We start from the raw sequence: 23373 nt of genomic DNA, 5'->3' as shown, positions 1-23373 counted from the left end.
AGCGCAAGAGGGCAGGGGGTTGCCATGGCGATCAATGGCGGCTATATCGCGCGCACTTCACAGGCGGAGGCGGGCCTTCGGGGGAGAAATCCCCGTTCGGTCCACCGGTTGGGGTAATCCCCCTAATCCTCCGCTCAGGCGCAAACCGGAAAAGGAAATGGACATGGCGCTTCCCGATTTCTCCATGCGTCAGCTGCTCGAAGCTGGCGTTCACTTTGGTCACCAGACGCAACGCTGGAACCCGCGCATGGCGGAGTTCATCTATGGCGACCGCAATGGTATCCACATCATCGACCTGACCCAGACCGTCCCGATGCTGGACGCTGCTCTGCAAGTCGTGCGCGACACCGTCGCCAAGGGCGGCCGTGTTCTGTTCGTCGGCACCAAGCGTCAGGCTGCGAAAGCCGTCGCCGAAGCCGCTGAAAAGTGCGCACAGTATTACATGAACCACCGTTGGCTGGGCGGCACGCTCACCAACTGGAAGACCGTTTCGCAGTCGATCCAGCGTCTCAAGCAGATCGACGAAGTGCTCGCTTCGGGCGCCGAAGGTCTGACCAAGAAAGAGCGTCTCCAGATGGAGCGCGAGCAGATCAAACTGCAAGCCTCGCTCGGCGGTATCCGCGAGATGGGCGGCCTGCCGGACCTGCTGTTCATCATCGACGTGAACAAGGAAGACCTCGCCATCCTCGAAGCCCAGAAGCTGGGTATCCCGGTTGTGGCCGTGGTCGACACCAACTGCTCGCCCAAGGGCGTGGACTACATCATCCCGGGCAACGATGACGCTGCACGCGCCATCTCGCTCTACTGCGACCTCGTGAGCCGTGCGGCTCTCGACGGCATGACCGCCCAGATGGGCGCTGCCGGCGTCGATCTCGGCGCGCTCGAAGAAGCGCCCGTCGAGGAAGCTGCCGAGGCCTGAGGCCTCGTCCGTCACACGGATGACATCGGGCGGGGGTAACCCCGCCCAGACCCAATTCAGAGGAGAGATCCCATGGCGATTACCGCTGCGATGGTGAAAGAACTGCGCGAAACTTCGGGCGCAGGCATGATGGACGCCAAGAAGGCGCTGACCGAGACCAATGGCGACATGGAAGCCGCCATCGACTGGCTGCGCACCAAGGGCCTAGCGAAAGCCGCCAAGAAAGCCGACCGTGTGGCCGCCGAAGGCCTGATCGGCGTGGCTGTTGATGCCGGCCGTGGCGTCGCCATCGAGATCAACTCGGAAACCGACTTCGTCGCCAAGAACGCCGACTTCCAGAGCCTGGTTCGCGAGATCACCAAGATCGCGCTGGAAACCGGTGAATCGGTTGAGGTCGTCAAGGCTGCCGACCTGAACGGCGAAACCGTCGAGCAGGTTCTGACCAACGCCATCGCCCGTATCGGCGAGAACATGACCTTCCGCCGCATGCATATGCTGGAAGGCGACAGTGTCGTGTCCTACGTGCACAACGCCGCTGCCGAAGGCATGGGCAAGATCGGCGTGCTCGTCGCGCTGAAGGGTGACGCGGCCAAGGCACAAGAGATCGGCAAGCAGTTCGCGATGCACATCGCGGCGACCAACCCGCTCTCGCTCTCGGAAGCGACCCTCGATCCGACCGTTGTCGAGCGCGAGCTGCAGGTGCAGACCGCCAAGGCGCTGGAAGAGAACGCGACCTCGGCCAAGCCGAAGCCCGAGCAGGTGATCCACAACAACATCATCCCGGGCCGCATGAAGAAATTCCTCGCCGAGAACACGCTGCTTGGCCAGGCTTTCGTCATCAACCCGGACCTGACCGTCGAGCAGGCCGCGAAAGAGGCCGGCGTCGAGATCACCGGTTATGCCCGCGTCGCCGTCGGCGAAGGCATCGAGAAGAAAGAAGAGGACTTCGCCGCCGAAGTCGCCAAGACCATGGCTGGCGCCTGATCTTTCGCCTCGAACAAACGAACGCCGCCCCAACTGGGCGGCGTTTTTCTTTGTCTGGACGCTTTTCAGGGCCCAAAAATAGAAAGGCCGGACGTCCGAAAATACGAACGCCCGGACCTAATCCGGGAAAACCGGAGAGCTAGCCCGCTATCGGAACAATCATCGACCTCGTTCCAGCCCTAGTTCCTGGCCAAAGCCACCACTCACGGAACATTTCTATGAAACCATATCGGCAGGAAAACGCCAGTCGGGTTTTCCTGACCTTTCAGTAATTTTTGCTGCGCTGCGGCGACGAGCCCGCCAGAAAGATCTGTTTCTGCACCGAGGCCTTCAGAACTGCCTGCGCAGTCGTCTCCACGTCCAACGCATCGCGGGTCAGGCGCAGGTGTTTTTCCACGGTTGCGACCGTCAGTCCCATGATCGTCGCGATGTCGGCCGCGGTCTTTCCATCAGCAACCCATTCGAGCACTTCGCGTTGGCGCGGTGTCAGCGAACCGCGCTTGGTCTTATAGGGCAGGGACGAAATCCGCAGGTGGGTGACATTGTTTATCACCATGAGTTCGCGGCCATATTCCTTCCAGATCGCGTCAACCTCGTGCTGGCGCAAGTCTTCGCGCGCGCACAGGCCGATCCCGCCCTTGGTGCGCACATTCACGTCCGGGAAGCTGATCGATACACCCGCGCGCACATTGTGGCGCAGGTTCAGCTCGACGACCTTCATCTCGGCCGGGGTGAAGGCGCCCGCCTCAATCTGCTCGGCGATCCAGCGCCACGAACAATGGCCAACGTTCCGGGCAGCCCATTTGACCATTGGGCCGTCGTTAAACGCGCCAGTGTCGAGAAAGGCTGAGAGGTAGGCCGGATCGTGGTTTGACAAGATCAGCGTGTCGTCGAGATTGCCAAAGCCATTCTGGGTGTGAAATCGGGTCAGCGCATAGAGTAGCCGGTTAAAGCCATATTGCGTCATGCGTTCGCAATGCAGCGCCCAGATGGTGTCGATGTCCTCGCAATTCAGAACTTTTTCGAGGTGTTCGAGCATTTGCTCTCCAAGGGACGATCCATCGTAGCTGCTCAGACGCCAAGGGACTAGCCGAAGCGAGTGTTGCCAAAAAGGGAGACTGTATCTGTGCGCGCTATAGAGAACCTATAGCCTATCTAATCCTGCCGTCGCAAGCTGCAGCAAGAAAACAAGTCAAAGCCGATCATAAACGCAACAAGCTATCGCGCAGTCTCGCAGCGCGGTGCGTTCTGCGTTCCCATTGTAAGCTTGGGCGAAAGGGCGCAGAGCGCGTCGTGATGCGTCAGAAAGACCTGCCCGCCCAGATGCGCGATCAGGTCAGAGCGTTTCAGCCGATCCATCACGGGGCCTTTGACCTCGGACAGATGCAGCAAAACGCCTGCGTCCTTGAGCTGCTGGTTCACCGCCTCAAGCGCCTCGAGCGCGGAGGAGTCGATGAAGTTCACCGCCGGGCAGTTCAGCACGACGTGGCGTATCGCGGGGTCGGCGGCGACGGCGCCATAGATCGTGTCTTCCAGAAAGCGGGCGTTCGGGAACCACAGGCTCGCATCGACGCGCAAAGACAGCACATCGGAAGCGGTGATGACGCGGTGGCGCTTGATGTTGCGGAAATGCTCGGTCCCCGGCACCTGACCCAGAACGGCATAATGCGGGCGAGAGCTGCGCCAGAGTTGAAGCAGCACTGAAAGCCCGACGCCCGCCGAGATCCCGGCCTCGACGCCGACGCCGAGGGTCACAAGGATCGTCACGACCATCGCCAGCGCATCGCCGCGCGAATAGCTGTAGGTTCGCCGGATCGCGCCCAGATCGACGAGGCTGAGCACCGCAACGACGATGGTCGCAGCAAGGGTCGCTTGTGGAAGGTAGTAAAGCGCCGGGGTCAGCAGAACCGTCGCCAGTGCCATTCCGATCGCGGTAAACGCCCCCGCAGCCGGCGTTTCTGCCCCTGCGTCAAAATTCACGACCGAGCGCGCAAACCCTCCGGTCACCGGAAAGCCGCCAGAGAAGGCCGAGGCGAGGTTGGCGCCGCCAAGGGCCACAAGCTCCTGATCCGGATCGATCCGCTGACGGCGCTTCGCGGCCAGTGTCTGCGCGACCGAGATCGTCTCGACATAGCCGACGATTGAGATCAGCAGGGCGGGCACCGCCAATCGCGTCCAAAGCGTAAGGTCGAAGGGCGGCAAGGCTGGTGTGGGAAGCCCCTGAGGGACGGTGCCCACGACGCGCACGCCTGCGGCCTCAAGATCGAATGCCCAAGTCACAAGGATGGTCACGAAGACCGCAAATACCGGGGCTGCGCGCACCAGCAACCCCGCAAGACGGGGCTTGACCCCAAGCCGCTCCAACGCCTGACGCAGGCCCTTGCGGGCCCAGAACAGAAACACGATGGCGCCGATGCCGATGATCAGCGTTGGGATGTTTGTCGTGCCCAGATGCTCGGCCAGTGATCGGGCGATTTCGGGCAGCGTCTTGCCGTTCGCCGAGACCCCCAGAAGGTGCTTGATCTGGCTGGCGGCAATCAGGATGCCTGAGGCCGAGATGAAGCCGGAAATAACTGGATGGCTGAGAAAAGACGCGATGAAACCGAGGCGCAGGAAGCCCATGGCCAGCAGCATCGCGCCGGACAGGAAGGCCAGCGCAATCGCGGCGCCCAGATACTCGGCGGTGCCCTTGGCGGCAATCTCTCCCACCGCCGCGGCGGTCATGAGCGAGGCCACCGCAACCGGCCCGACCGCAAGCGTGCGCGAGGTGCCCAGGAGCGTATAAAGCACAAGCGGCGCGATCGAGGCGTAAAGGCCTACCTGCGCAGGCAGCCCGGCCAGCAAGGCATAGGCCAGAGACTGCGGGATCAGCATGATCGTAACGATCACGGCGGCGACCAGATCGGCCTCAAACGTCGCGCGGCGGTAGTCTGGCGCCCATGTCAGAATCGGGAAATATCTTTTCAACATGGGCGCTTGCGCGGCCTTTCTCTACCGATCCGCCTCGTGCTGCGCCAACAGCGGCACGAGGCCAGAATGGTCGTAACCCGCCTTGGCCGCCAGCGAGACGATCTCGTCGATCGGGCGCGAACCTGCCTCGGACATCGCCCAGAGATGCGACGAGCGGGTGCCAGATCGGCAATAGGCAAGCACCGGCCCCTCGATCTGTGTCATGGTGGCCTCGAAGGCGGCAACCAGATCGGGCGTCAGCGCGCCCGGATAATAGGGCAGGTGGATATAGGCCATGCCGGAGGCTGCTGCGGCCTCGGCCATGGCGCGGCTGTCCAGCTGCGCCTCGATCTCTTCATCGGGGCGGTTGTTGATCAGGGTGCGATACCCCATGCGGGCCAGTTCAGCCACATCCTCGGGGGTGATCTGCGGCGCCACCGCAAACTCCGGCGTAATCTGCCGCAACTCCATGCCTGTCTCCTGCCACGCTTCGGTTAGAGCCCGTTGACCGGGACCTTGAGATAGGTCCTTCCGTCATCCTCGGGCGGGGGCATCTGCCCGGCTCGCATGTTTACCTGCAGCGATGGGATGATCAAGCGCGGCATCGCGAGGGTTGCATCACGTTCGGTGCGCATCTTGACGAAATCGTCCTTGGACTTGCCGCCACCGATATGGATATTCCGCGCGCGCTCTTCGGCCACAGTGGTTTCCCACTGGTAGTCCTCGCGTCCCGGGGGCAGGTAGTCATGCGCCACGAAAACGCGCGTCGCGTCGGGCAGGGCGAGGATTTTCTGGATCGAGAGATACAGCACCTCGGCCGAGCCGCCGGGGAAATCGCAGCGCGCAGTGCCGTAGTCGGGCATGAAGAGCGTGTCGCCCACGAAAGCAGCGTCGCCGATCACATAGGTCAGGCAGGCCGGAGTGTGCCCCGGCGTATGCAGGACGTGGCCGACTAGCCCGCCGATCTCGAAACTGTCTCCCTCGACGAAGAGCTTGTCGAATTGCGAGCCGTCGCGCTGGAACTCGGTCCCCTCGTTGAAGATCTTGCCGAAGGTGTCCTGCACGATCTTGATCCGGTCGCCGATGCCGATCTTGCCGCCAAGACGCTCCTGGATATAGGGCGCGGCCGAGAGGTGGTCGGCATGCACATGGGTCTCAAGTATCCAGGCCACGCTGAGGCCGTTTTCTCGAATATAGGCGATCACCGCGTCGGCCGAGCGCGTATCGGTGCGCCCCGAGGCATAGTCGAAATCAAGCACGCTATCGACCACCGCGCAGGCGGTGCTTTGCGGATCCTTGACCACATAGGTCACGGTATTGGTCGCCTCGTCGAAAAAGGCCTGAACGACGGGGTTGAGCATCTTTTCTCCTCCTGCGGTCGGACGGATTTCTGCGCTTCATATGGGGTCGGCGCGGGCGCGATCAATCGGCCGCAGCCGTAACCCAGGGGAAGTGCGTCACAATGCCTGACAGCATAGCATAATCCGAGAAAGCGATGGCATGGGGCATCTCGGCCACCGGGGTCTTGCGGTAGCCCTCGGTGAACAGCAGGAAGGGTTGACCCGCAGCAGCAGCCGTTTCGGCATCTACCTCACTGTCGCCAACATAGAGCATCCGCGCGCGTCCAAGCACCTGATGCGCCTTCAAAAGCGGCTGCGGGTCGGGTTTGCGGACCGGCAGGCTGTCTCCGCCGATCACCACGTCGAACAGGGTATCGAGCGCGAAATGGCGCAGCACGGCCATGGTGGGCGCAATCGGCTTGTTGGTGCAGATGCCAAGCGGATGGCCGGCCTGCGCCAGCGCCTCAAGCGCCCCGCGCACGCCGGGATAAAGCGCGGTCAGGGTCACGGCCTCTTCGTATCGGGCGGTGAAATCGGCGACCATGCGGGCGTGCAGCGGGCCATTCGGATCGGCCTCGGAGGCCTCCAGCAGGCGATGCACCAGGTGCGGCACACCCTTGCCCACGAAGCTGCGCACCTGCGGCAAGGTCAGCGGGGCAAAGCCATGCTCGGCCAGAACGGCGTTCGAGGCCGCGTGAATGTCGGGCGCCGAGTCGATCAGCGTTCCGTCAAGATCGAAGACGATCGAGGGCAGCGTCATGGTCAGTCCTTCCACTTGATCGAGCAGCCCATCGAGGCGACCTGTTCGCGCGGGCCTTGGCCGGTTTCAGCTACCTGCATCATCGCCTCGAACAACTCACGCCGCGCATCCGCAGGGCCGGGGTTACGCCCCGAGGCATCCAGACGCCCGCGGTATTGCAGCTCATCCTGGGCGTTGAAGCCGAAGAAATCAGGGGTGCAGGCGGCGCCATAGGCGCGGGCGACCTCTTGCGTTTCGTCGTAGAGGTAGGGGAAAGAGAAGTGCTTTTCGCGCGACATGCGGAGCATATTTATGAAGCTGTCGTCCGGGTAGGCGTCGGCATCATTCGCGCTTATCGCGGCGACCCCGATCCCGGCGGCTTGCAGCGCCGCTGCGTCACGCAGCAGGCGGTCCATGATCGCAAGCACATAGGGGCAGTGGTTGCAGATAAACATGATCAGCGTGCCCTTGGGGCCGCGAATGTCATCAAGGCTCCAGTTCTTGCCATCGGCGCCGGAGAGCACAAAGCTGGGCGCTTTCCAGCCGAAATCGCAGACGGGAGGGGTGACGGCCATGGTGTGCTCCTGTGTCCGGTATCATCGCCAACCTAGCCGGAGCGCCGCGCAAGGCAAGCCTTGGCGGCGCCCTTTTGGTCAGGCCTCGGGGATGAAGCGGAAGACATCGCCGGCGCGCTCGACGCGCCCGACGCCGCCCTCGGGCAGGTGGAAGCCGACCATCGGCATGGTACCATCGGCAAGCGCCCCAAGCAGTTCAAGGCGCGTCTTGGCGCCCATCTCGGCATCCTGGTCCGAGCCAGAGGCCCAGGACGGCGCCTCGAAGGCCAGATGCGCGTTGGCGATCGCATCGCCGACGATCAGCGCCGAGGCATTGCCCTGACGCACCTCGAACGACATATGGCCCGGCGTGTGGCCATAGCTTGCGCGCGCACCGATGCCGGGAATGATTTCTTCGCCATCCTCAAAGGTTACGATGCGATCCTCAAGTGCTTGAAGGCGCCGGATCGCGCCTGCCGCAAAGGTCTCGCGCCCGCCGCCGATGGTGCTGGCGGTGTTCGGATCGGCCCAGAAATCATACTCGGCACGACCCATGAGGTGCGTGGCGTTGGCAAAGATCGGCTCATCGAAATCGTCAAGCACGCCCCAGAGGTGGTCGGGATGCGCGTGGGTGAAGACGACATGCGTGATATCCTCCGGCGTCACGCCAAGCGCGTCAAAAGCCTCGGCAAGTTTGCCCGCAGTCGGCATGAAATCGGGGCCTGCGCCGACATCGAAGAGAACCGTGTTGGTGCCGTCGCGATACAGTGTGACGTTGCAGGGTGATTCCAGCTGCGGGCCGCTGAGGCCGTGCCGGGCCAGCAGTTCGGGCGCGCCCGGATTGTCCGAGATGAACGCGAGCGGCAGCACGAGGTGCCCGTCCGAAAGCGTGTCGAGCGTGGCTGTGCCCAGTGCCAGCTGGCTGGCAGCGAAGCTGCGGACGGGCAAAAGCCCGCTTGCCCCGGCAGCCAGGGCCGTGCGAAGAATCGTGCGGCGCGTGAGTTGCATTCCAGTCCTCCCTTACTGGCATTCATTCATTCGAATATGAATGCATTTTCGGGGAGGAGCAAGACGCCTTAGCGCGCGGCCTCGGCGGCGGCCCGGATTGCGCGGATATTCTCGCCGTAAGGCGCGGGGTTCGAAACCGAACCGCCCTTGAAGACAGCCGAGCCCGCCACCAGCACATCGGCGCCAGCCGCGGCCATCAGTGGCGCGGTTTCCGGCGTGATGCCGCCGTCGATCTCGATATGGATCGGGCGATCACCGATCATCGCGCGCAGCGCGCGCACCTTGTCGATCTGCGAGTGGATGAACTTCTGCCCGCCAAACCCGGGGTTCACCGTCATCACGCAGACCAAGTCGAGCTGGTCGAGCAGATACTCGATGCCGTCGATGCCGGTGCCTGGGTTGATCGCAAGACCGGCCTTGCAGCCCGCACCTCGGATCGCCTGAAGCGTGCGGTGGATATGCGGCCCGGCCTCGAGATGCGCGGTGATCACATCGGCACCGGCATCGGCAAAGGCGTCGATATAAGGGTCAACCGGCGCGATCATCAGGTGAACGTCCATCACCGTCTTGATATGCGGGCGGATCGCCTTGCACAGCGGCGGCCCGAAGGTCAGGTTCGGCACGAAATGCCCGTCCATGACGTCCACGTGGACCCAGTCGGCGCCCTGCGCCTCGATGGCCTGAATTTCACGCCCGAAGTCGGCGAAATCGGCGGACAGGATCGACGGGGCAATCTTGATAGAGCGATCGAAGCTGGTCATGGCATCCTCGGGGCAGGGCGGGGTTATCTGGGCGCCTTTTCCCTCAAAGCGCCCGGTAACGCAAGCTTAGCGATGCAGGTGCTCGTCGGGGATCAGCGCGGCTTCCTCGGGATGGTCGTGGTAGCGCGCGATGCGGCGAACCTTGGGGGCAGTGCCGAAGACAAATGGCGTGCGCGCGTGAAGGCTGTCGGGGATCGCATCAAGGATCGGGTGATAGCCGTCGGTCGCCGCGCCGCCCGCCTGCGTGATGACAAAGGCAATGGGCGCGCATTCGTAGACATGGCGCAGGCGGCCGCGCTCATACCCGCGGCGGCTGTCGCCCGGATAGAGGAACACGCCGCCGCGCTTGAGGATACGGTGCGTCTCGGCGACCAGCGAGGCAATCCAGCGCATGTTGAAGTTGCGCCCGCGCGGGCCATCGGCGCCGGCAATCAGGTGGTCGATGAAGGCCTGAATCGGCGCGGGCCAGTGCCGCTTGTTCGAGGCGTTGATCGCGAATTCCGAGGTCTCAGGGCCCATCCGGGGCAGATCCGCAAGGCGCTCAAACCGTCCGCTGTTCGGGTCGAGCACCCATTGCAGGACGCCGTGCCCAAAGGTCGCGATTAGTGTGCATTGCGGGCCAAAGATCATGTAACCGGCGGCGATTTGCTCGGACCCCGGGCGCAGAAAACTCGCCTCGGCCGTCTTGGCTGCGGGATAAATCGAAAAAATCGTTCCAATGGAAACGTTTACGTCGATATTCGAAGAGCCGTCTAGCGGGTCGATCGCCAGTGCAAGCGCGCCGCTGCCGAAGGTCAGGATGTCGTCTTGCTCTTCCGAGGCGTAATAAGCCACGGCAGAGTCCTGCAGCGCCGCCATGAACGCCTCATCTGCCAGCACATCGAGCGCCTTCTGGCCGTCACCGCCCGCGTTGGTGCCGGCACTGGCGCCAAGATCGCCGTCGATCCCGTTGCGCGCAATCAGACGCTGCAATTCGGCGCCCACTTGGGTCAGGCGCTGCATGACATCGGTCAGTTCCGGGCCGAGCGAAAGCCCTGTAAGATCGAGAGACATGCCATCCTCCTGTCCAGTTCCGGCCCGCGATCTATCGCGCCAAACCGCCGCGGTTTCAATCGGGAAGCGCGATTGACGGGGTAGGGTGCGCGCGCCATTCTTGGGCCAAAGCAGAGGTACATATGGCGACCGTAACACCCCCAGGCGACCCCGAGTCCGATCCGCGCGTCAAGGCCGTATTTGACGATATCCGGCAAACGCGCGGCAGCGATTTCATCAATAACGTCTGGCGCTACCTGGCGTTCGACCCGGCATTGCTGGAGCAGACCTGGGCGGAGGTGAAGGCGGTTATGGCGACACCGTCGGCGCTGGAGCCAAAGGTCAAAGAGATGATCTACGCCGCTGTTTCCATTGCGAATTCCTGTGAATAATGCACGCATTCGCATCTTGCAGCCGCGCGTGCGAAAGGAATGACCCCCGAGGAGTTCACGGATTTCCTGCGCGTCGTGTCCTCGGCGGGCAAAACCAACCAGCTTCTCAATGCGTTATGCATCCCGGTTGATGCGGCCTTTCAGATGGACAAGGAGTGAACATGGCCTACGCAATCGCGATTGAATCCCCGGGAAGCGCCGAGAAATTCCGCCGGATCGAGATTGATCTACCCACTCCGGGCGCCGGTGAGATCCTGATAAGACATACCGCTATCGGATTGAATTTCATTGATGTTTATTTTCGAACCGGGTCGTATCCTTGGCCGGTTGAGCGCGATCTGGTGACGGGCGCCGAGGCAGCGGGTGTTATCGAGGCTGTCGGTGCCGGTGTGGATCTTGCACCTGGGCAGCGTGTCGGTTACGTCATGCCGAACGGAGCCTACGCCTCGCATCGCGTTATAAATGCTTCACAAGCTGTTGTTATTCCAGACAATGTTTCTGATGAAATCGCGGCAGCTTCGATGCTCAAAGGGCTAACAGCGCATTATCTTCTGAATCATTCTTGCCCCGTAACGCGCGGAGAAACGGTTCTTTTCCATGCCGCCGCCGGCGGCGTCGGACTGATCGCTGGACAATGGCTTAATGCGCTCGGAGTTCGCGCGATTGGGACAGCCGGTGGCCCCGAGAAATGTGCGTTGGCGCTGAGTCACGGCTATGACGCGGTGATCGACTATCGCAGCGAAGACTTCGTGGCGAAAGTGATGGACCTGACAGGTGGCGCCGGTGTGTCTGCTGTCTATGACTCGGTCGGTGCGGATACCGTAATGAAATCACTGGATGTTTTGCAGCGGTTTGGCTCACTGGTGTGCTTTGGCCAAAGTTCCGGTCCCGAAAGTGATTTCAAGATCGGCGATCTCGCTCGCGGCTCGCTGCGGCTGACCCGGCCAACCTTGTTCCACCACACGGCAGTTCCTGGTTGGTTGCAGACCGCAAGCGCAGATCTGTTCACAATGATCGGGAGTGGAGAGATTTCGATCGAGATCGGCCAGACCTATGATCTTGGTGACGTAGCGCGCGCGCATGAGGCTTTGGAGGCACGGACGACGACGGGAAGTACGGTTCTGATCCCGTAAAGGCCGAAAATATATCAATATTGATTACATAATACCGATTATGAGTATTGGCTGTTTGGTGATTTTGACTGCAGTAGACCTGTTAGTTTGAACCGCCCATCGGTGACTAACACCGGTGTTCTCAACGCCTTTTGCCGTCTGCGCAGCGTAGACAACGGAAGAGAATTCACGGGCCTGTTGTGTGACTATCGGTGATGAATGCCGTACCGGAATCCAACGCCACTAACGTGCTTATAGCCGACCGGACTCGGACTTCGCGCACCGGTGCATAATCTTTGGAGTTGTACCATTCCTTTAGTGCGGACATGCTTGGGAACTCGATAATGACCATTCGGCCGGGTACCCAGCCTGCCCCCATTTCAAGAACATCGAGTTCCCCGCCACGCGACAGAAACCGCCCGCCAAACTGTTCTATGAGTGGTAAGACCGCGCGCTTATATTCTTCGAAGGTATCCGGGTCAGTGATCGTTTCATCGGCGATGAGATACGCTGGCATTGAATGTTCTCCTTCTGGCCGGTGTGGCGAACGGTGATGAGCCGCCATCACCAGAAGCCTTCGTGCGCCTTGATGATTTCCGTCTCAAGCTCTGGAAATGGTCCGCGAACTTTGACCCTTCGGCGCCCGGCAGCAAAGACCGTGTGGCAACTCAGGTCGAGCGTCAGGTTCTCGGGATTATCGCCGGTCAGTTCCGCCAACCGTTTCTCGCTGAGGCCGTAAACTACGGTTCCAATGCCAGCCCAATAACAGGCCCCGGCGCACATGCAGCACGGCTCTACTGAAGTCACCAATGTGCATCGCTGAAGAAAAGATGGCTCGTAGGCCTGTGCAGCTGCCCGCGCAACATTTGTCTCCGCATGGCCGACGCCACGGTCGTGCACGTAGCTATTCCCTGATGAAAGGAGGATGTCTCCTTCCGGGCCAACGAGAATGGCGCCAAACGGATGATTGCCCGCTGCCCGGCTTTGTGCGGCGACCCCGATCGCAATACGAAGATATTCGACGTCACTTTGCATGAGCGCCCCCTCAGTTGGGTGTCGTGGTTCCAGATGCCTTGCGTGTCGCGGTCAGCTTCATGCCGGGTGCCGCGAGCCGGTCTTGTGCGCCGATCCAGGCGTAGGCCAGAAGGCAGGGTTCTTCCTCGCCGGTTGTGATGCGGTGCTCGAAGCCGGGTTTGTTGAGGATGAGCGATCCGGGCGCGTGCACTGCTGCGTCGTTCTCGGACCAGGCGCCGGCGATCGAGATGTAGCTTTCCTCGATGCCCGCGTGGCTGTGCTGCGGGTAGGTCGTGCCGGGCGCAAAGAGCACGAAGCCGAGGATCAGGTCGTTGCTGCGCACCGGCCCCTGCGGGCCGAGCACCTCGCAATAGGCAAATTTCCGGGCCAGCGGTTTGGGCATCCGTTCATAGCCGTATTCCCAGGTCAGCTGCCCGCGGACCTCGCGAAGCGCGCGGGCCATACCCTGCATGACGCCCCGCTCTCCCAGATCGAGCGCGCGCGGCAAATGCGCGGTCACGGGTTTGCTTGCAGGCGCGCGCCCCTGGATGACCGCGTTGGATGAGAACGCTGCGGATAGCGCCGCGCGCACCTTGCTGCGGTGGCTGCGGATCAGCGTGCTGCCACCCGCTGAGCCAAGCCGGAACAGCGCGTCAAACTCGCGCAGCAGGTAGAACCAGTCGGGCGCGTCGCGCAGGCGCAGCACTTCGGCCTCGGGCATGTCCGGGTTGGGCGCTATGGACATCTCACTCTCCGTTATCGGGAAACTCGGGTGCAAGCCCCCTGCCCTTGCCGGGCGCGTTCAGGTGGATTGCTTGGGGCAGTTATTCGTAAAGATCGTCGATGAACTTCACCAAAAGCTCGACCTGAGAGCGGACGTTCAGCTTGCGATAGATGCTTTTGATGTGGTTCTTGGCGGTCCCGTGGCTGATCTCAAGCAGTCCCGCGATCTCGGTGGCGGTGTAGCCTTTGAGCAGCAGGAACACGATCTCTCCCTCACGCTCGGTCAGAACCTTCGTGCCAAAGCCCGCCAGTTTCCGTCCGATCACGCGGTCGATCGCCGGAACCTGCGGCTCGTCGATATCGGTGCGCTCATAAAGGGCGAAGACGCTGGAGACGACGCTGACGAGCGAGGCAAGGAATTGCACCTCGTGGCGCTCAAACGGCGGCAGATCGTGCGAGCGCGACACTGACAGATGCACGCAGCGCCCGCCGCCGATTGGCACCAGATAACCGACCTCGTCGCGCGTGTCCCATTTGCGCAGGTATCGCTCAAAATAAGCCGATCGGGCGGCATCGCCGGGCCTCGCGAGGTCGCCCAGGCGATGGACGCTCTGCTCGGGGCTGCGGCGATACTGCTGGTAGAACGGATCGAGCAGGTAAAGCCCGTCCTCGTAATCGTCCTTGCCCTGCTTGATGCCGCGAAAACCGATCCGCTCGGCGGGTTCATGGCGGTGAAACAGCGCCGCATACCACTGGTCGAAATCGACGCAGTTCGACAGATGCGCAAGGAACCGGTCGACAATGTCGGACCGGTCGCGATGGATCAACAGATCCGCGACCCCGTCATTCCAGCGATCAAGCAACGAAACGGACTGCATGTTCGGAAGGATAGGACCCGGCAGAATGCCTGTCGAGTCCCTCCCCTTTCCCGTCACCCGCGCGCTGGCGGCGACCAGATGCCCTCGGCAATCAGGTCGTTTTGCGTGGCAATCAGGCTGTCGCGCAGGATCGAGATAATCCGGTCGATATCCTCCTTCGTCACGATCAGCGGCGGGGACAGGATGCACAGGCTTTCGAACGGGCGCAGGATCAGGCCGCGCTCCTGCGCATGGGCATCGACGCGGGCGGCAACCGCCATGTCGGCCTCGCCCGGCTCGGCACCGATCTTGCGCACGACGCATTCCACGCAGGCCATAAGCCCCATGCCGCGCACGTCGCCAACGATGGGCAGCTCGCGCAGCTTTTGCAGCCCGGCCTGGAAGTAGGGCCCGGTGTCGCGCACCTGCTCAAGGATGCCATCGCCTTCAAGGATCTCAAGGTTCTTCAGCGCCACCGCCGCCGCTACCGGATGGCCAGAATAGGTGAAACCATTGGTGAAATAGGGGTGATCGACCGCGTTTTCGCCGCTGATCGCCTTGATCAGCCGGTCCGAATAGATCGTGGCGCCCATCGGGATGTAGCCCGAGGTCAGACCCTTGGCGCAGGTGATGATGTCGGGCGTTATGCCGAAGACGTCCTTTGACGCGAAGATATGGCCAAGTCGCCCGAAGGCCGTGACGACCTCGTCCGAGATATAGAGCACATCGTATTTGCGGCAGATCTCAAGGCAGCGCGGCAGGTACATCTCGGGCGGCACGATGACCCCGCCCGAGGCTTGGATCGGCTCGGCGACGAAGCAGGCCACGTTTTCGGGGCCGAGTTCGAGGATCATCGCCTCCAGATCGGCGACCTTCTCATTGGCGAAATCCTCCAGCGACTGGCCCTTTGGGCGGCGGAAGGCGTTGACCGAGGGCAGGAAGTGAACCAGTTCGCGCGCGTAGTCGAACTGGCTCCAGTCGCGCCGCTTGCCGTTCATCGAGGCCGTCAGGTAGGTCGAGCCGTGGTAGCTGTCCATCCGCACGATGACCTGCCGCTTGCTCGGCTGATCAAGGCAATTGAAGTAGAAATGCGCAAAGCGGATCGCGCTGTCCACGGCGCCAGAACCCGAGGTCGCGAAACTGACGGTATTCAGATCGCCCGGCGCGCGCGCGGCCAGTGCCTGCGCCAGTTGCGCGGCAGGCACATTCGCCATCGCGCCAAAGGGCGTGTAGTAGCACAGGCGGCGGGCCTGCTCGGCCATCGTCTCGATCAGTTCCTCGCGGCCATAGCCGACCTGAACGCACCACATCCCGCCGATCCCGTCGATATAGCGGTTTCCCTCGGCATCGCTGATATGGATGCCTTTGGCCTCGGCCATTACCAGCGGGTCTTCGGTGTGCATGGTCTTGAGGTCGGACCAGGGGTGCAGGACGTGACGCTTGTCCGCTTGTGCGATCTCTGCCGGATCGAGGTTATGGTGCTTAGCGAACATCTGTCTTCTCCATCGGTCGTGTCGCGGCCAGCGCGTAGTTCATCCACTTGCCGACAGCAAAACCGCACGATCCGCGCCGGGGTTATGCCCGCGCTGAGTGCGACGTTGAACACTGTCGGCTATGCGCTGACTCTGCTCGGACGCCCGAATGAAAGGAATGTCCCCCGGGGGCTATTGCGCGAACGGCGTGTAGCGCGCAGTTTGACCGGTTGGCGCGTGGTTACGCAGGCCCGCCGAAGAGGTATGCGGCCAGCGCGTCGGGCGGGATCGGCTTGTTCATGACCTCGACCTCAAGCGCCCGGGCGCGCGCCCGCAGCGTTTCCGAGCGGTCGGCGGTGACGAGGCGCAGGCGCAGCCCCGGCAACCGCGCCTGAAGCGCCTTGGCCAGGGCCAGGCCGTCCATCCCCTCGCCCAACTGGTAGTCGATCAGGGCGAAGTCGGGCTCGACGTCGGTTGCGTCGAGCAATTCCAGCGCATCCTCGGCCGAGGGCACGTCAAGCACCGTTACCCCCCATTTTTCAAGCAGTTGCACCATGGCGCGAGACAGGTCTTCATCGTTCTCGACCAGCAAAACGATAATGTCGCGCGCATCGCGGGCCTCGGCATCGGCGGGGTTCTGCGCCTCTTCCGTCCGGTAGCCGCCATTCGGAGCCGGGCGCAGGCCGACACAAAACGTCGTCCCGCAACCGGGGGCCGAGCGCAGCGAGAGCGGATGGCCAAGCAGCGCCGCCGCGCGGTCCACGATGGCAAGGCCAAGCCCCATCCCCTCCGACGCCGAGGCATGGGCGTTCAGGCGGTGAAACTCGCGGAAGATCAGTTCCTGATCGGCTTCGGCGATACCCGGTCCGCTGTCGCGCACCTCGGCATGCAGCATGGCACCTCGGCGCCGCAGCGCCACCAGAATGCGCCCCTTGTCCGTGTAACGGATCGCGTTGGAGATCAGGTTTTGCAAGATACGCCGCAGATAGGCGCGGTCAGACACGACGACGGCATCGGTCGACTTGATGATCAGCTGCAACCCCTTGAGGGCTGCGATCGGCGTGAACTCATCGCTCAACGCGCGCAGCATCGGGCCAAGCGCCACCGGGGCTACATCCACCGCCGCATGGCCAGATTCGAGGCGCGAAATATCAAGCAGCGCGCCCAATATCCCCTCGACCGAACCAAGCGCGCTTTGCGCTTTGTCCAGCGTGCGCCGCGCTCCGTCCGAGATCGCGTCATCGCCAAGCGACGCAAGGTAGAGCTTGGCCGCCGACAGCGGCTGCAACAGGTCATGGCTTGCGGCGGCAACGAAGCGCGCGCGCGAGGCATTGGCACGCTCCGCTTGGGAAAGCGCGTCTTCCAGCTCCAACGTCCGGTCCAACACCCGCGCCTCGAGCGTCTCGTTCGCGCGTTCCAGGGCCTGCAAGGCGCTGCGCTCGGCCGTCACATCGCTCAGCGACATCACGAAGCCGCCATCGGGTAGTTCCTGCGCGAAGATCTCGTAGATCTGGCCGCCCTCGCGCGTGACCTCCATCTTGAAATGATCGCCGCGCCGGACACGGCGGACCCAGTCGGCCAGACGGTAGGCGCTCAAGCCGTTGGGAAAGATGAACTGATCGCGTACCTGTTCGAGCAACGCATCAAAATGCATCCCTAGCCGAAGCCGGGTGCGCGGCAGTGTAAGCATCTCGGACAGCCGCTCGTTCCAGCCCAGAAGGTGTAGCCGCGCGTCGAAGATGCACACGCCAAGTTGTAGATGCTCCAGCGTGGCGCGCAGGATTGCGGCCTGATCGTCCAGCATCCGCCCCCGCTCCTTGCGCTCGGCGCGGATCAGGTCGGTGACCTCGGTCTGCAAGATCACGGTGCCACCGTCCTGAGTGCGGTGCTCGGACACCTGCACCCAACGGTCTTCACCCATCTGCTGGGTCAAGATGAAGTGGTGCAACTGGTGGCGCGTGCGCCGCATCGCCACCCAGTCGCGCGGCGTCATGCCGTCGGGCATCCCGAGATGGCTCGATTGCGAGGCGATGTTGAGGTAGTCGTCAAAGCACAGCCCCGGCTCCAGCCGATCGCGGATATCGGGCAAAAGCGCGTTGAAGCGCGAATTGCACATGACCAGAACGTCATTCGCGTCGAACAGCGCGAATCCCTCCTGCACCGTCTCGATGGCGGCGGCGAGGTTCTGGCGCGCGGCCTCGGTTTCGCGATTGGCATCGGCCAGACGCGCGTTCGAGGTATTCAGAAGGTCCAGCGCACGTTCCAGATCGCGGGTCCGTTCGCGCACCTGATCCTCAAGCATCGCTGCTCGCTGGAACTGTGCATAGGCCGCGCCGCGATCCTCGGTCATCTCCTCGGCGTGGCGGATCAGAACCTCGGCGATGGCCAGCAGCTTTTCGTTCTGCCGCGCGAGATCGTCCTGCGGATTGGTGAGCGATCGGGTGAGGTTCTGGCGCATCCCCTGCCCCTCAGTCCCGCACCGCGCCCTGCGGCGGGTAGAAGGCGATGCCGGTCAGCGTCTGGTTCACATGCATCGCGCCGACCTGCTCGCCATAGGTCGAGAACCCCACGACCTTGTGGCGCGACAGGATATCCGAGACCTCGCGTCCGCGCTGGCGGCCCTCGGCCTCGATCCGGCGGAAGATGCAGTCGAACCCGAGAATGGCCGAAGGCGCGCCTTCGCGACCAAAGCGGCCAAGCTCTTCGTTCAGATGCTCGGCGATGTCTTGCGGCTCGGCGATTGTCAGCACCAGCCCCTCGGCAATCGCAGCGAAGAACTGGAGCGAGTTCTGCGGCCCGACGCCCTGAATGGCGCGCACATGGTGGCGCCCGCCCGCGCGCACCAGAACCGGGTGCGCGGCGAAGATGAACGGCGAAAGCTGATCGGTGCGCAGGCCCAGAAGGCGCGCATATTCCTCAGCGGCGGGTTCGTCATTGATACGCGCCACCGTGCGCTTGGCAGGCGCCGCCTCGGTCACCACCATGCGGGCATGGGTCGGGCGCAGGTGGTCAAGCGAGAAGGGTTTGACCGTGCATTGCGAGCGGATCAGCGTCACCACGCCCGCATTCTCCAACACCCGACCGCGCGCATGGATCAGCGTGCGCTGGAACTTGCCGCCGTCTCCGGCCGATCCGCCGATCAGCGGCACGGGCCCCAGCCCACCCGACAGCGCCGAGACCAGCACGTCTTCCTTGCCCGACAGGCCATCGACCACTAGCACGGCGCATTCGTTCGGCCGGTCGAAGGCACGCCGCCCGAGGCTTTGACGTGCCCGTAGCAGGTCGGCGATCAGCTCGCGCGTATCAAGCTGGTCGAGGTCTTCTAGCACCACCATCTCGACGTCGAAACCCGCGCGTGGCAGGGCAAAGGCAACGATCTGGCCTTCGGAATAGCCCTCGGCGGTGATCTCGCCGGCGGTCGAGCATCCGCAGATGCCCGTTTGCGGAAAAAGCTGCGTCATCTGCGCGCAGACCGTGGCCATATCGGCCGCGGGGCTCATGAACAGGAAGATCTGCGCGAAAGGCCCCTGCCCGAGCGACCGCGCAAGCTGGTGGGCGGCATCCGGCGCATCGGCGGGGGCCGAGGCACTGATCGGGCAGGCACGGCCTACGGCCGCCCTTGGCGCAAGGGTTGGTTCGCTGATCATCCTGTCCTCCCTGACGGGAGATTAGCTTGAGCGCCAGCTTTCCGGCAATGGCCCAGTGGCCTGCGCTTCGCGGGCCAGCAGCACGGCCTGCGTGCGGCTGTAAACCCCCAGCTTGCGCATGATCGCCGTGACATGCGCCTTCACCGTGGTTTCGGCAATCGACAGGTCATAGGCAATCTGCTTGTTCATCTTCCCGGCGCAGATCTGCTCCAGGATATTCGCCTGCTGGCGGGTCAGCTGCGACAGGCGGCGGATCGCCTCGTCCTGCGGGCTCAGGCCGTTGCCCGCCGCCAGCGTGTCGCCCGTCGATTCCGGAACGAAGATCTCGCCCCGCGCGATGGCCGCAAAAGCCATCCGAAACAGCTCGCGCTTGGAGTGCTTGGGGACGAAGCCCGCCGCACCGGCAAGGATGGCCGAGCGGATCACACGCGGCTCGTCGATCGAGGAGACGACGACGATCGGCAAATCCGGCGCGGCCTGACGCAGGCGCATCAGCCCATCTAGGCCGTTCACGTCGGGCAGGTTGAGATCGAGAACGATCACGTCGGGGCGCGCACCCTCACCCTCCAGCCGCTCCAAAGCGGCGGTGAGGCGGTCGGCGTTCGAGACATCCTCGATCCCGGCAACGGCTTGCAAGGTCATCGCAAGCGCATCGCAAAACAGCGGGTGATCATCGACGATCAGGGCCGACCGGAAGTCTGGCTTGCTATGGTCCGGCAGCGGGTTTTGCATGATGGTCATCCGGGGCGCTCATTCAGTTTGATCTTGTATCAAGCCTAACAAGCCCGGCCCCTCGGGCATACTGCCAAAAAGTATGAGACCCCTACCCCCACTGCGCAACGAAAAAGGCGCAGGGAATTCCTGCGCCTTTCACTAACTTGTCACAGATTACCTTAGTTGGCCGCGGCAAGCTGCTTGGGCAGCTTGAAGGTCCAGATCGTCGCGCCCTGGTTGAGGTAGTTGACCTTCTTGGCCACTTCACCACCCCAGAGCGGAACCGCGCCACCCCAGCCCGAGATGACCGAGACATACTGCTCGCCATCCTGATCCCAGGTGATCGGCTGGCCGACGATGCCCGAGCCGGTCTGGAACGACCACAGCTTGTCGCCGGTGTCTGCGTCGAAGGCCAGGAACTCACCTTCGGGGTTGCCGGTGAAGACCAGACCGCCCGCGGTCGACATCACGCCACCCCACAGCGGGGCCTCGTTCTTGTACTCCCACTTCACTTCGCCGGTGGTCGGGTCGATCGCCTTGAGCGAGCCGATATAGTCCTCGAACAGTGGCTTGATGGTGAAGCCGGCGCCCAGGTAGGCCGCGCCCTTCTTGTAGCTGATCGGCTCGTTCCAGATATCCATGCCCCATTCGTTCGAGGGCACGTAGAACAGGCCGGTCTTTTGGTTATGCGCCATCGGCATCCAGTTCTTGCCGCCCAGGAACGAGGGAACCGCAAAGACCTGCTGGCCCTTGCCGCCCTCGGCCGCCGCATCCGGCGCGCCCGGACGGTTGTCCTCGTTGTAGATCGGGCGGCCGTTCTCGTCGATGCCCGAGGCCCAGGTGATGTTCTTCACGAAGGGATGGGCCGAGATGAATTTACCGTCCTCACGGTTCAGAACGTAGAAGAAGCCGTTGCGGTCGGCGGTGGCGAAACGCTTGTTGCCATCCTTGTCGACGTAGGAGACCACCTCGTTCACGCCGTCAAAGTCCCAGCCCTCGCGCGGGGTGGTCTGGAAGTGCCACTTGATCTCGCCGTTATGCGGGTCGATACCAACGCGCGATGCGGCATAGAGGTTGTCGCCCTTGTTGCCCTCGACCGGGGTGCCAGCGTTGCGCAGGTGCGAGTTCCACGGCGCCGGGTTGCCCGCGCCGAAGACCAGCGTATCGGTGTCGGCATCATACGAGCCGCCAAGCCAGGTCGCGCCGCCGCCGGTCTTCCACAGGTCGCCCGGCCAGGTCGCGTTGAGCGTGCCGGTCATCGTGCTTTCCTTACCCTGGAAAGTGCCCATGTGGCCTTCGATCATCGGACGGGTCCAGACCAGCTCGCCGGTCTCGGCGTCGCGGGCCTGTACTTCACCGACGATGCCAAACTCACCGCCCGAGTTGCCGGTGATCACCAGACCGTTCACGATCAGGGGCGCGGCGGTGTAAGAATAGCCTTCCTTGTAGTCGGCGATCTTCTTGTTCCACTTCACGTCGCCGGTCTTGAGGTCCAGCGCCACGATGCGCGCATCGAGCGTGCCAAAGTAGATGTTGTCGCCATAGATCGCGCCGCCGCGGTTGATGACGTCGCAGCACGGCAGGATGCCCTCGGGCAGACGGGCGTCGAACTGCCAGATTTCCTTGCCGGTCTTCAGGTCGATCGCGTAAAGGCGCGAATACGAGCCGGTGATATACATCACGCCGTCATAGATCAGCGGCTGGCTTTCCTGCCCGCGCTGCTTTTCGCCACCGAGCGAGAAGGCCCAGGCCGGCATCAGGTTCTTGACGTTATCCTTGTTCAGGATTTCCAGAGGGCTGTAACGCTGAAGATCGCGCCCCATGCCGTTGGTCAGAACGTTGTCAGTGGTCTCCTGATCCCTCAGCAGATCCTCCTCGGTGACACCTGCATGGGCCGCGCCCAGGCAGGAAATGGCCAGCACGGTGGCCAGAACAAAACGGTTCATCGCAGTCATCCTCCCGATGTCTCCCAGCCCGTCTCCGCCCGAATGAGGTTTGGACGGCGGGCCCTGAGCCAAGTATCGACGCGATGTTCGGCAGGTATATTGTCCATTGGTCTTACGACCCCTGGCCGGGTGGACAGGGGTCGCAAAAGCTGTATCACTTACCGGTCGAGGCGAGGTAGGAGACGATGAAGTCCTGCACCGTCGGATCGGTGATCCCGACGTGGCGCATCTTGGTGCCGGGGATCAGTTCGTCATTGGCTTCCATCCATGCGCGCAGGGCGCCCGGCGTCCAGACGAAGCCCGCCTTCGACATCGCCTCGGAATATTCGTAGCCCTCGACGCTGCCCGCCTTGCGCCCGACGATCCCGTCAAGCAGCGGGCCATAGCTCGGGTCGCTCGGGTTGACGGTGTGGCAGCGGCGGCACTGGGCGTCGAACAGGGTCTCCCCTGCCTCGGCCTTGACGCGGTCGAAAGTGTCGGCAGCCGCGGGCGCGGCGCACAGCGCGACAAGCGCTGCGGTGATCAGATGATTGCGTTTCATGCGCATCTCCATTCCTGGTTTGATGGCGCGAATGTAGGCCCTGCAGGGCGCGCAAGAGCTTGATGCATATCAACAGTCCCATGCGACCTTGGTCGTAAGACCCGTGCTTTCCGGGTTCAGGACTGGGGCATATACTTCCAGTTGTCGGCGTCGGGCGTGACCTCGTCGAGGTCGTAATCCGCGCCTTGCAGACGCCTTGCAACGGGCAGGCCCGCCCGCGCTGCATCGTCCACGAGCGCGCGCCCTCGGGCCGGGTCATATGCCACGCCCCTGCCCCGCATCAGGTCGAGTCCGAAGTTGAACATGCCCACCGGGTCGCCCGCTTCGGCGGCCTGCCGGTCCCATTCGGCGGCGCGCTTGGGGTCGAGCGGCCCGCCCAGGCCGTTATCGTCAAGCTGGCTCATCCAGGTCATCGCGCCGCTCCAACCGTCCGCCGCGCAGCGCTCGAACAGCTCGCGCGCCATGGTGTGCCGCCCGGACTTGGTGATGAAATAGCCGCTGGCGCAGGTGGTCATCGATGTCTCGCCCCGCCGGATATTCTCCATCACGCGGCCAAGGGTCATTTCCTCAGGGTTGAGATCGCCGCCCCCGTCCTCGGCCCATGCTGTGTGGGTGGAAAGAAGCATGGCGATCAGCAGGCACAGGGCAGGTTTCATCGGCGTCCTCCGC

At 62.9% G+C, this 23373-nt stretch carries 23 protein-coding genes and 1 pseudogene; 4 read left to right on the top strand and 20 right to left on the bottom strand.

Annotated features, from left to right (window positions below; translation table 11 throughout):
* The first annotated feature begins 157 nt into the window (after positions 1-157).
* Positions 158-919, top strand: coding sequence for a 30S ribosomal protein S2 (gene rpsB, locus LZA78_RS02040; RefSeq protein WP_233675279.1), 762 nt, complete (start codon positions 158-160; stop codon positions 917-919).
* A gap of 72 nt (positions 920-991) precedes the next feature.
* Entirely contained in the window at positions 992-1903 is a 912-nt protein-coding gene (gene tsf, locus LZA78_RS02035; protein ID WP_233675278.1) for a translation elongation factor Ts, read from the top strand.
* A 265-nt stretch (positions 1904-2168) separates the two neighbouring features.
* On the opposite strand, the gene LZA78_RS02030 is transcribed toward tsf, so the two are convergent.
* The 9 genes from LZA78_RS02030 to LZA78_RS01990 all read right to left on the bottom strand — a co-directional run bounded on the left by LZA78_RS02030 (position 2169) and on the right by LZA78_RS01990 (position 10307).
* Entirely contained in the window at positions 2169-2942 is a 774-nt protein-coding gene (locus LZA78_RS02030) for a LuxR family transcriptional regulator (protein ID WP_233675277.1), read from the bottom strand.
* A gap of 179 nt (positions 2943-3121) precedes the next feature.
* Positions 3122-4873, bottom strand: coding sequence for a SulP family inorganic anion transporter (locus LZA78_RS02025; protein ID WP_233675276.1), 1752 nt, complete (start codon positions 4871-4873; stop codon positions 3122-3124).
* Positions 4874-4894: 21 nt separating this feature from the next.
* Positions 4895-5323: a TIGR01244 family sulfur transferase gene (locus tag LZA78_RS02020; protein WP_233675275.1), complete on the bottom strand. Its 429-nt coding sequence runs from the start codon at positions 5321-5323 to the stop codon at positions 4895-4897.
* 23 nt (positions 5324-5346) lie between these two features.
* Entirely contained in the window at positions 5347-6213 is an 867-nt protein-coding gene (locus LZA78_RS02015; protein ID WP_233675274.1) for an MBL fold metallo-hydrolase, read from the bottom strand.
* A gap of 61 nt (positions 6214-6274) precedes the next feature.
* Positions 6275-6952, bottom strand: a complete 678-nt coding sequence (gph, locus tag LZA78_RS02010) for a phosphoglycolate phosphatase (RefSeq protein WP_233675273.1) — start codon at positions 6950-6952, stop codon at positions 6275-6277.
* Between the two features lie 2 nt (positions 6953-6954).
* Positions 6955-7506: a thioredoxin family protein gene (locus tag LZA78_RS02005; protein ID WP_233675272.1), complete on the bottom strand. Its 552-nt coding sequence runs from the start codon at positions 7504-7506 to the stop codon at positions 6955-6957.
* 78 nt (positions 7507-7584) lie between these two features.
* Positions 7585-8493, bottom strand: coding sequence for an MBL fold metallo-hydrolase (locus LZA78_RS02000; protein ID WP_233675271.1), 909 nt, complete (start codon positions 8491-8493; stop codon positions 7585-7587).
* Between the two features lie 68 nt (positions 8494-8561).
* Positions 8562-9254, bottom strand: coding sequence for a ribulose-phosphate 3-epimerase (rpe, locus tag LZA78_RS01995; protein ID WP_233675270.1), 693 nt, complete (start codon positions 9252-9254; stop codon positions 8562-8564).
* A gap of 66 nt (positions 9255-9320) precedes the next feature.
* Positions 9321-10307 (bottom strand): class 1 fructose-bisphosphatase, encoded by a 987-nt coding sequence (locus tag LZA78_RS01990; protein ID WP_233675269.1) that lies wholly within the window; start codon positions 10305-10307, stop codon positions 9321-9323.
* 122 nt (positions 10308-10429) lie between these two features.
* Between LZA78_RS01990 and LZA78_RS01985 the strand changes: the two are divergent.
* Positions 10430-10837, top strand: a pseudogene (locus LZA78_RS01985) (carboxymuconolactone decarboxylase family protein).
* 2 nt (positions 10838-10839) lie between these two features.
* Positions 10840-11811 (top strand): quinone oxidoreductase family protein, encoded by a 972-nt coding sequence (locus LZA78_RS01980; protein ID WP_233675268.1) that lies wholly within the window; start codon positions 10840-10842, stop codon positions 11809-11811.
* 166 nt (positions 11812-11977) lie between these two features.
* On the opposite strand, the gene LZA78_RS01975 is transcribed toward LZA78_RS01980, so the two are convergent.
* The 11 genes from LZA78_RS01975 to LZA78_RS01925 form a co-directional block, all read right to left on the bottom strand.
* Positions 11978-12307 carry a DUF1330 domain-containing protein gene (locus LZA78_RS01975; RefSeq protein WP_233675267.1) on the bottom strand — a complete coding sequence of 110 codons (330 nt, stop codon included), beginning with the start codon at positions 12305-12307 and terminating at the stop codon, positions 11978-11980.
* Positions 12308-12354: 47 nt separating this feature from the next.
* The gene (locus tag LZA78_RS01970) at positions 12355-12825 is read right to left on the bottom strand and encodes a nucleoside deaminase (RefSeq protein WP_233675266.1); all 471 of its coding nucleotides are present in this window, start codon (positions 12823-12825) and stop codon (positions 12355-12357) included.
* Between the two features lie 10 nt (positions 12826-12835).
* Positions 12836-13549: a dimethylsulfonioproprionate lyase family protein gene (locus tag LZA78_RS01965; protein WP_233675265.1), complete on the bottom strand. Its 714-nt coding sequence runs from the start codon at positions 13547-13549 to the stop codon at positions 12836-12838.
* A gap of 79 nt (positions 13550-13628) precedes the next feature.
* A complete protein-coding gene (locus tag LZA78_RS01960) occupies positions 13629-14405 on the bottom strand; it encodes a helix-turn-helix transcriptional regulator (RefSeq protein ID WP_233675264.1) in 777 nt (258 codons plus the stop codon).
* A 53-nt stretch (positions 14406-14458) separates the two neighbouring features.
* Positions 14459-15877: an aminotransferase gene (locus tag LZA78_RS01955; protein WP_233675263.1), complete on the bottom strand. Its 1419-nt coding sequence runs from the start codon at positions 15875-15877 to the stop codon at positions 14459-14461.
* A 220-nt stretch (positions 15878-16097) separates the two neighbouring features.
* Complete coding sequence (locus tag LZA78_RS01950) at positions 16098-18314, bottom strand: PAS-domain containing protein (protein ID WP_233675262.1); 2217 nt, start codon at positions 18312-18314, stop codon at positions 16098-16100.
* 10 nt (positions 18315-18324) lie between these two features.
* Entirely contained in the window at positions 18325-19503 is a 1179-nt protein-coding gene (locus tag LZA78_RS01945) for an FIST N-terminal domain-containing protein (protein ID WP_233675261.1), read from the bottom strand.
* 21 nt (positions 19504-19524) lie between these two features.
* Positions 19525-20244, bottom strand: a complete 720-nt coding sequence (locus tag LZA78_RS01940; protein ID WP_233675260.1) for a response regulator — start codon at positions 20242-20244, stop codon at positions 19525-19527.
* Positions 20245-20396: 152 nt separating this feature from the next.
* Positions 20397-22163 (bottom strand): PQQ-dependent methanol/ethanol family dehydrogenase, encoded by a 1767-nt coding sequence (locus LZA78_RS01935; RefSeq protein ID WP_233675259.1) that lies wholly within the window; start codon positions 22161-22163, stop codon positions 20397-20399.
* A 154-nt stretch (positions 22164-22317) separates the two neighbouring features.
* A complete protein-coding gene (locus LZA78_RS01930; protein ID WP_233675258.1) occupies positions 22318-22704 on the bottom strand; it encodes a c-type cytochrome in 387 nt (128 codons plus the stop codon).
* Between the two features lie 116 nt (positions 22705-22820).
* Complete coding sequence (locus tag LZA78_RS01925; RefSeq protein ID WP_306798953.1) at positions 22821-23360, bottom strand: tetratricopeptide repeat protein; 540 nt, start codon at positions 23358-23360, stop codon at positions 22821-22823.
* Positions 23361-23373 lie beyond the last annotated feature (13 nt).

Source organism: Rhodobacter flavimaris (assembly GCF_021378075.1).
GTDB classification, from domain to species: domain Bacteria; phylum Pseudomonadota; class Alphaproteobacteria; order Rhodobacterales; family Rhodobacteraceae; genus Rhodobacter; species Rhodobacter flavimaris.
Note: the sequence above shows the minus strand (reverse complement) of the source record. Positions and strands in the feature narration are given on the sequence as shown.

Bases quoted from the DNA above. Each gene is read 5' to 3' on its own strand.
- rpsB (WP_233675279.1), top strand. From the start codon at position 158: ATGGACATGGCGCTTCCCGATTTCTCCATGCGTCAGCTGCTCGAAGCT.
- tsf (WP_233675278.1), top strand. From the start codon at position 992: ATGGCGATTACCGCTGCGATGGTGAAAGAACTGCGCGAAACTTCGGGC.
- LZA78_RS02030 (WP_233675277.1), bottom strand. From the start codon at position 2,942: ATGCTCGAACACCTCGAAAAAGTTCTGAATTGCGAGGACATCGACACC.
- LZA78_RS02025 (WP_233675276.1), bottom strand. From the start codon at position 4,873: ATGTTGAAAAGATATTTCCCGATTCTGACATGGGCGCCAGACTACCGC.
- LZA78_RS02020 (WP_233675275.1), bottom strand. From the start codon at position 5,323: ATGGAGTTGCGGCAGATTACGCCGGAGTTTGCGGTGGCGCCGCAGATC.
- LZA78_RS02015 (WP_233675274.1), bottom strand. From the start codon at position 6,213: ATGCTCAACCCCGTCGTTCAGGCCTTTTTCGACGAGGCGACCAATACC.
- gph (WP_233675273.1), bottom strand. From the start codon at position 6,952: ATGACGCTGCCCTCGATCGTCTTCGATCTTGACGGAACGCTGATCGAC.
- LZA78_RS02005 (WP_233675272.1), bottom strand. From the start codon at position 7,506: ATGGCCGTCACCCCTCCCGTCTGCGATTTCGGCTGGAAAGCGCCCAGC.
- LZA78_RS02000 (WP_233675271.1), bottom strand. From the start codon at position 8,493: ATGCAACTCACGCGCCGCACGATTCTTCGCACGGCCCTGGCTGCCGGG.
- rpe (WP_233675270.1), bottom strand. From the start codon at position 9,254: ATGACCAGCTTCGATCGCTCTATCAAGATTGCCCCGTCGATCCTGTCC.
- LZA78_RS01990 (WP_233675269.1), bottom strand. From the start codon at position 10,307: ATGTCTCTCGATCTTACAGGGCTTTCGCTCGGCCCGGAACTGACCGAT.
- LZA78_RS01980 (WP_233675268.1), top strand. From the start codon at position 10,840: ATGGCCTACGCAATCGCGATTGAATCCCCGGGAAGCGCCGAGAAATTC.
- LZA78_RS01975 (WP_233675267.1), bottom strand. From the start codon at position 12,307: ATGCCAGCGTATCTCATCGCCGATGAAACGATCACTGACCCGGATACC.
- LZA78_RS01970 (WP_233675266.1), bottom strand. From the start codon at position 12,825: ATGCAAAGTGACGTCGAATATCTTCGTATTGCGATCGGGGTCGCCGCA.
- LZA78_RS01965 (WP_233675265.1), bottom strand. From the start codon at position 13,549: ATGTCCATAGCGCCCAACCCGGACATGCCCGAGGCCGAAGTGCTGCGC.
- LZA78_RS01960 (WP_233675264.1), bottom strand. From the start codon at position 14,405: ATGCAGTCCGTTTCGTTGCTTGATCGCTGGAATGACGGGGTCGCGGAT.
- LZA78_RS01955 (WP_233675263.1), bottom strand. From the start codon at position 15,877: ATGTTCGCTAAGCACCATAACCTCGATCCGGCAGAGATCGCACAAGCG.
- LZA78_RS01950 (WP_233675262.1), bottom strand. From the start codon at position 18,314: ATGCGCCAGAACCTCACCCGATCGCTCACCAATCCGCAGGACGATCTC.
- LZA78_RS01945 (WP_233675261.1), bottom strand. From the start codon at position 19,503: ATGATCAGCGAACCAACCCTTGCGCCAAGGGCGGCCGTAGGCCGTGCC.
- LZA78_RS01940 (WP_233675260.1), bottom strand. From the start codon at position 20,244: ATGACCATCATGCAAAACCCGCTGCCGGACCATAGCAAGCCAGACTTC.
- LZA78_RS01935 (WP_233675259.1), bottom strand. From the start codon at position 22,163: ATGAACCGTTTTGTTCTGGCCACCGTGCTGGCCATTTCCTGCCTGGGC.
- LZA78_RS01930 (WP_233675258.1), bottom strand. From the start codon at position 22,704: ATGAAACGCAATCATCTGATCACCGCAGCGCTTGTCGCGCTGTGCGCC.
- LZA78_RS01925 (WP_306798953.1), bottom strand. From the start codon at position 23,360: ATGAAACCTGCCCTGTGCCTGCTGATCGCCATGCTTCTTTCCACCCAC.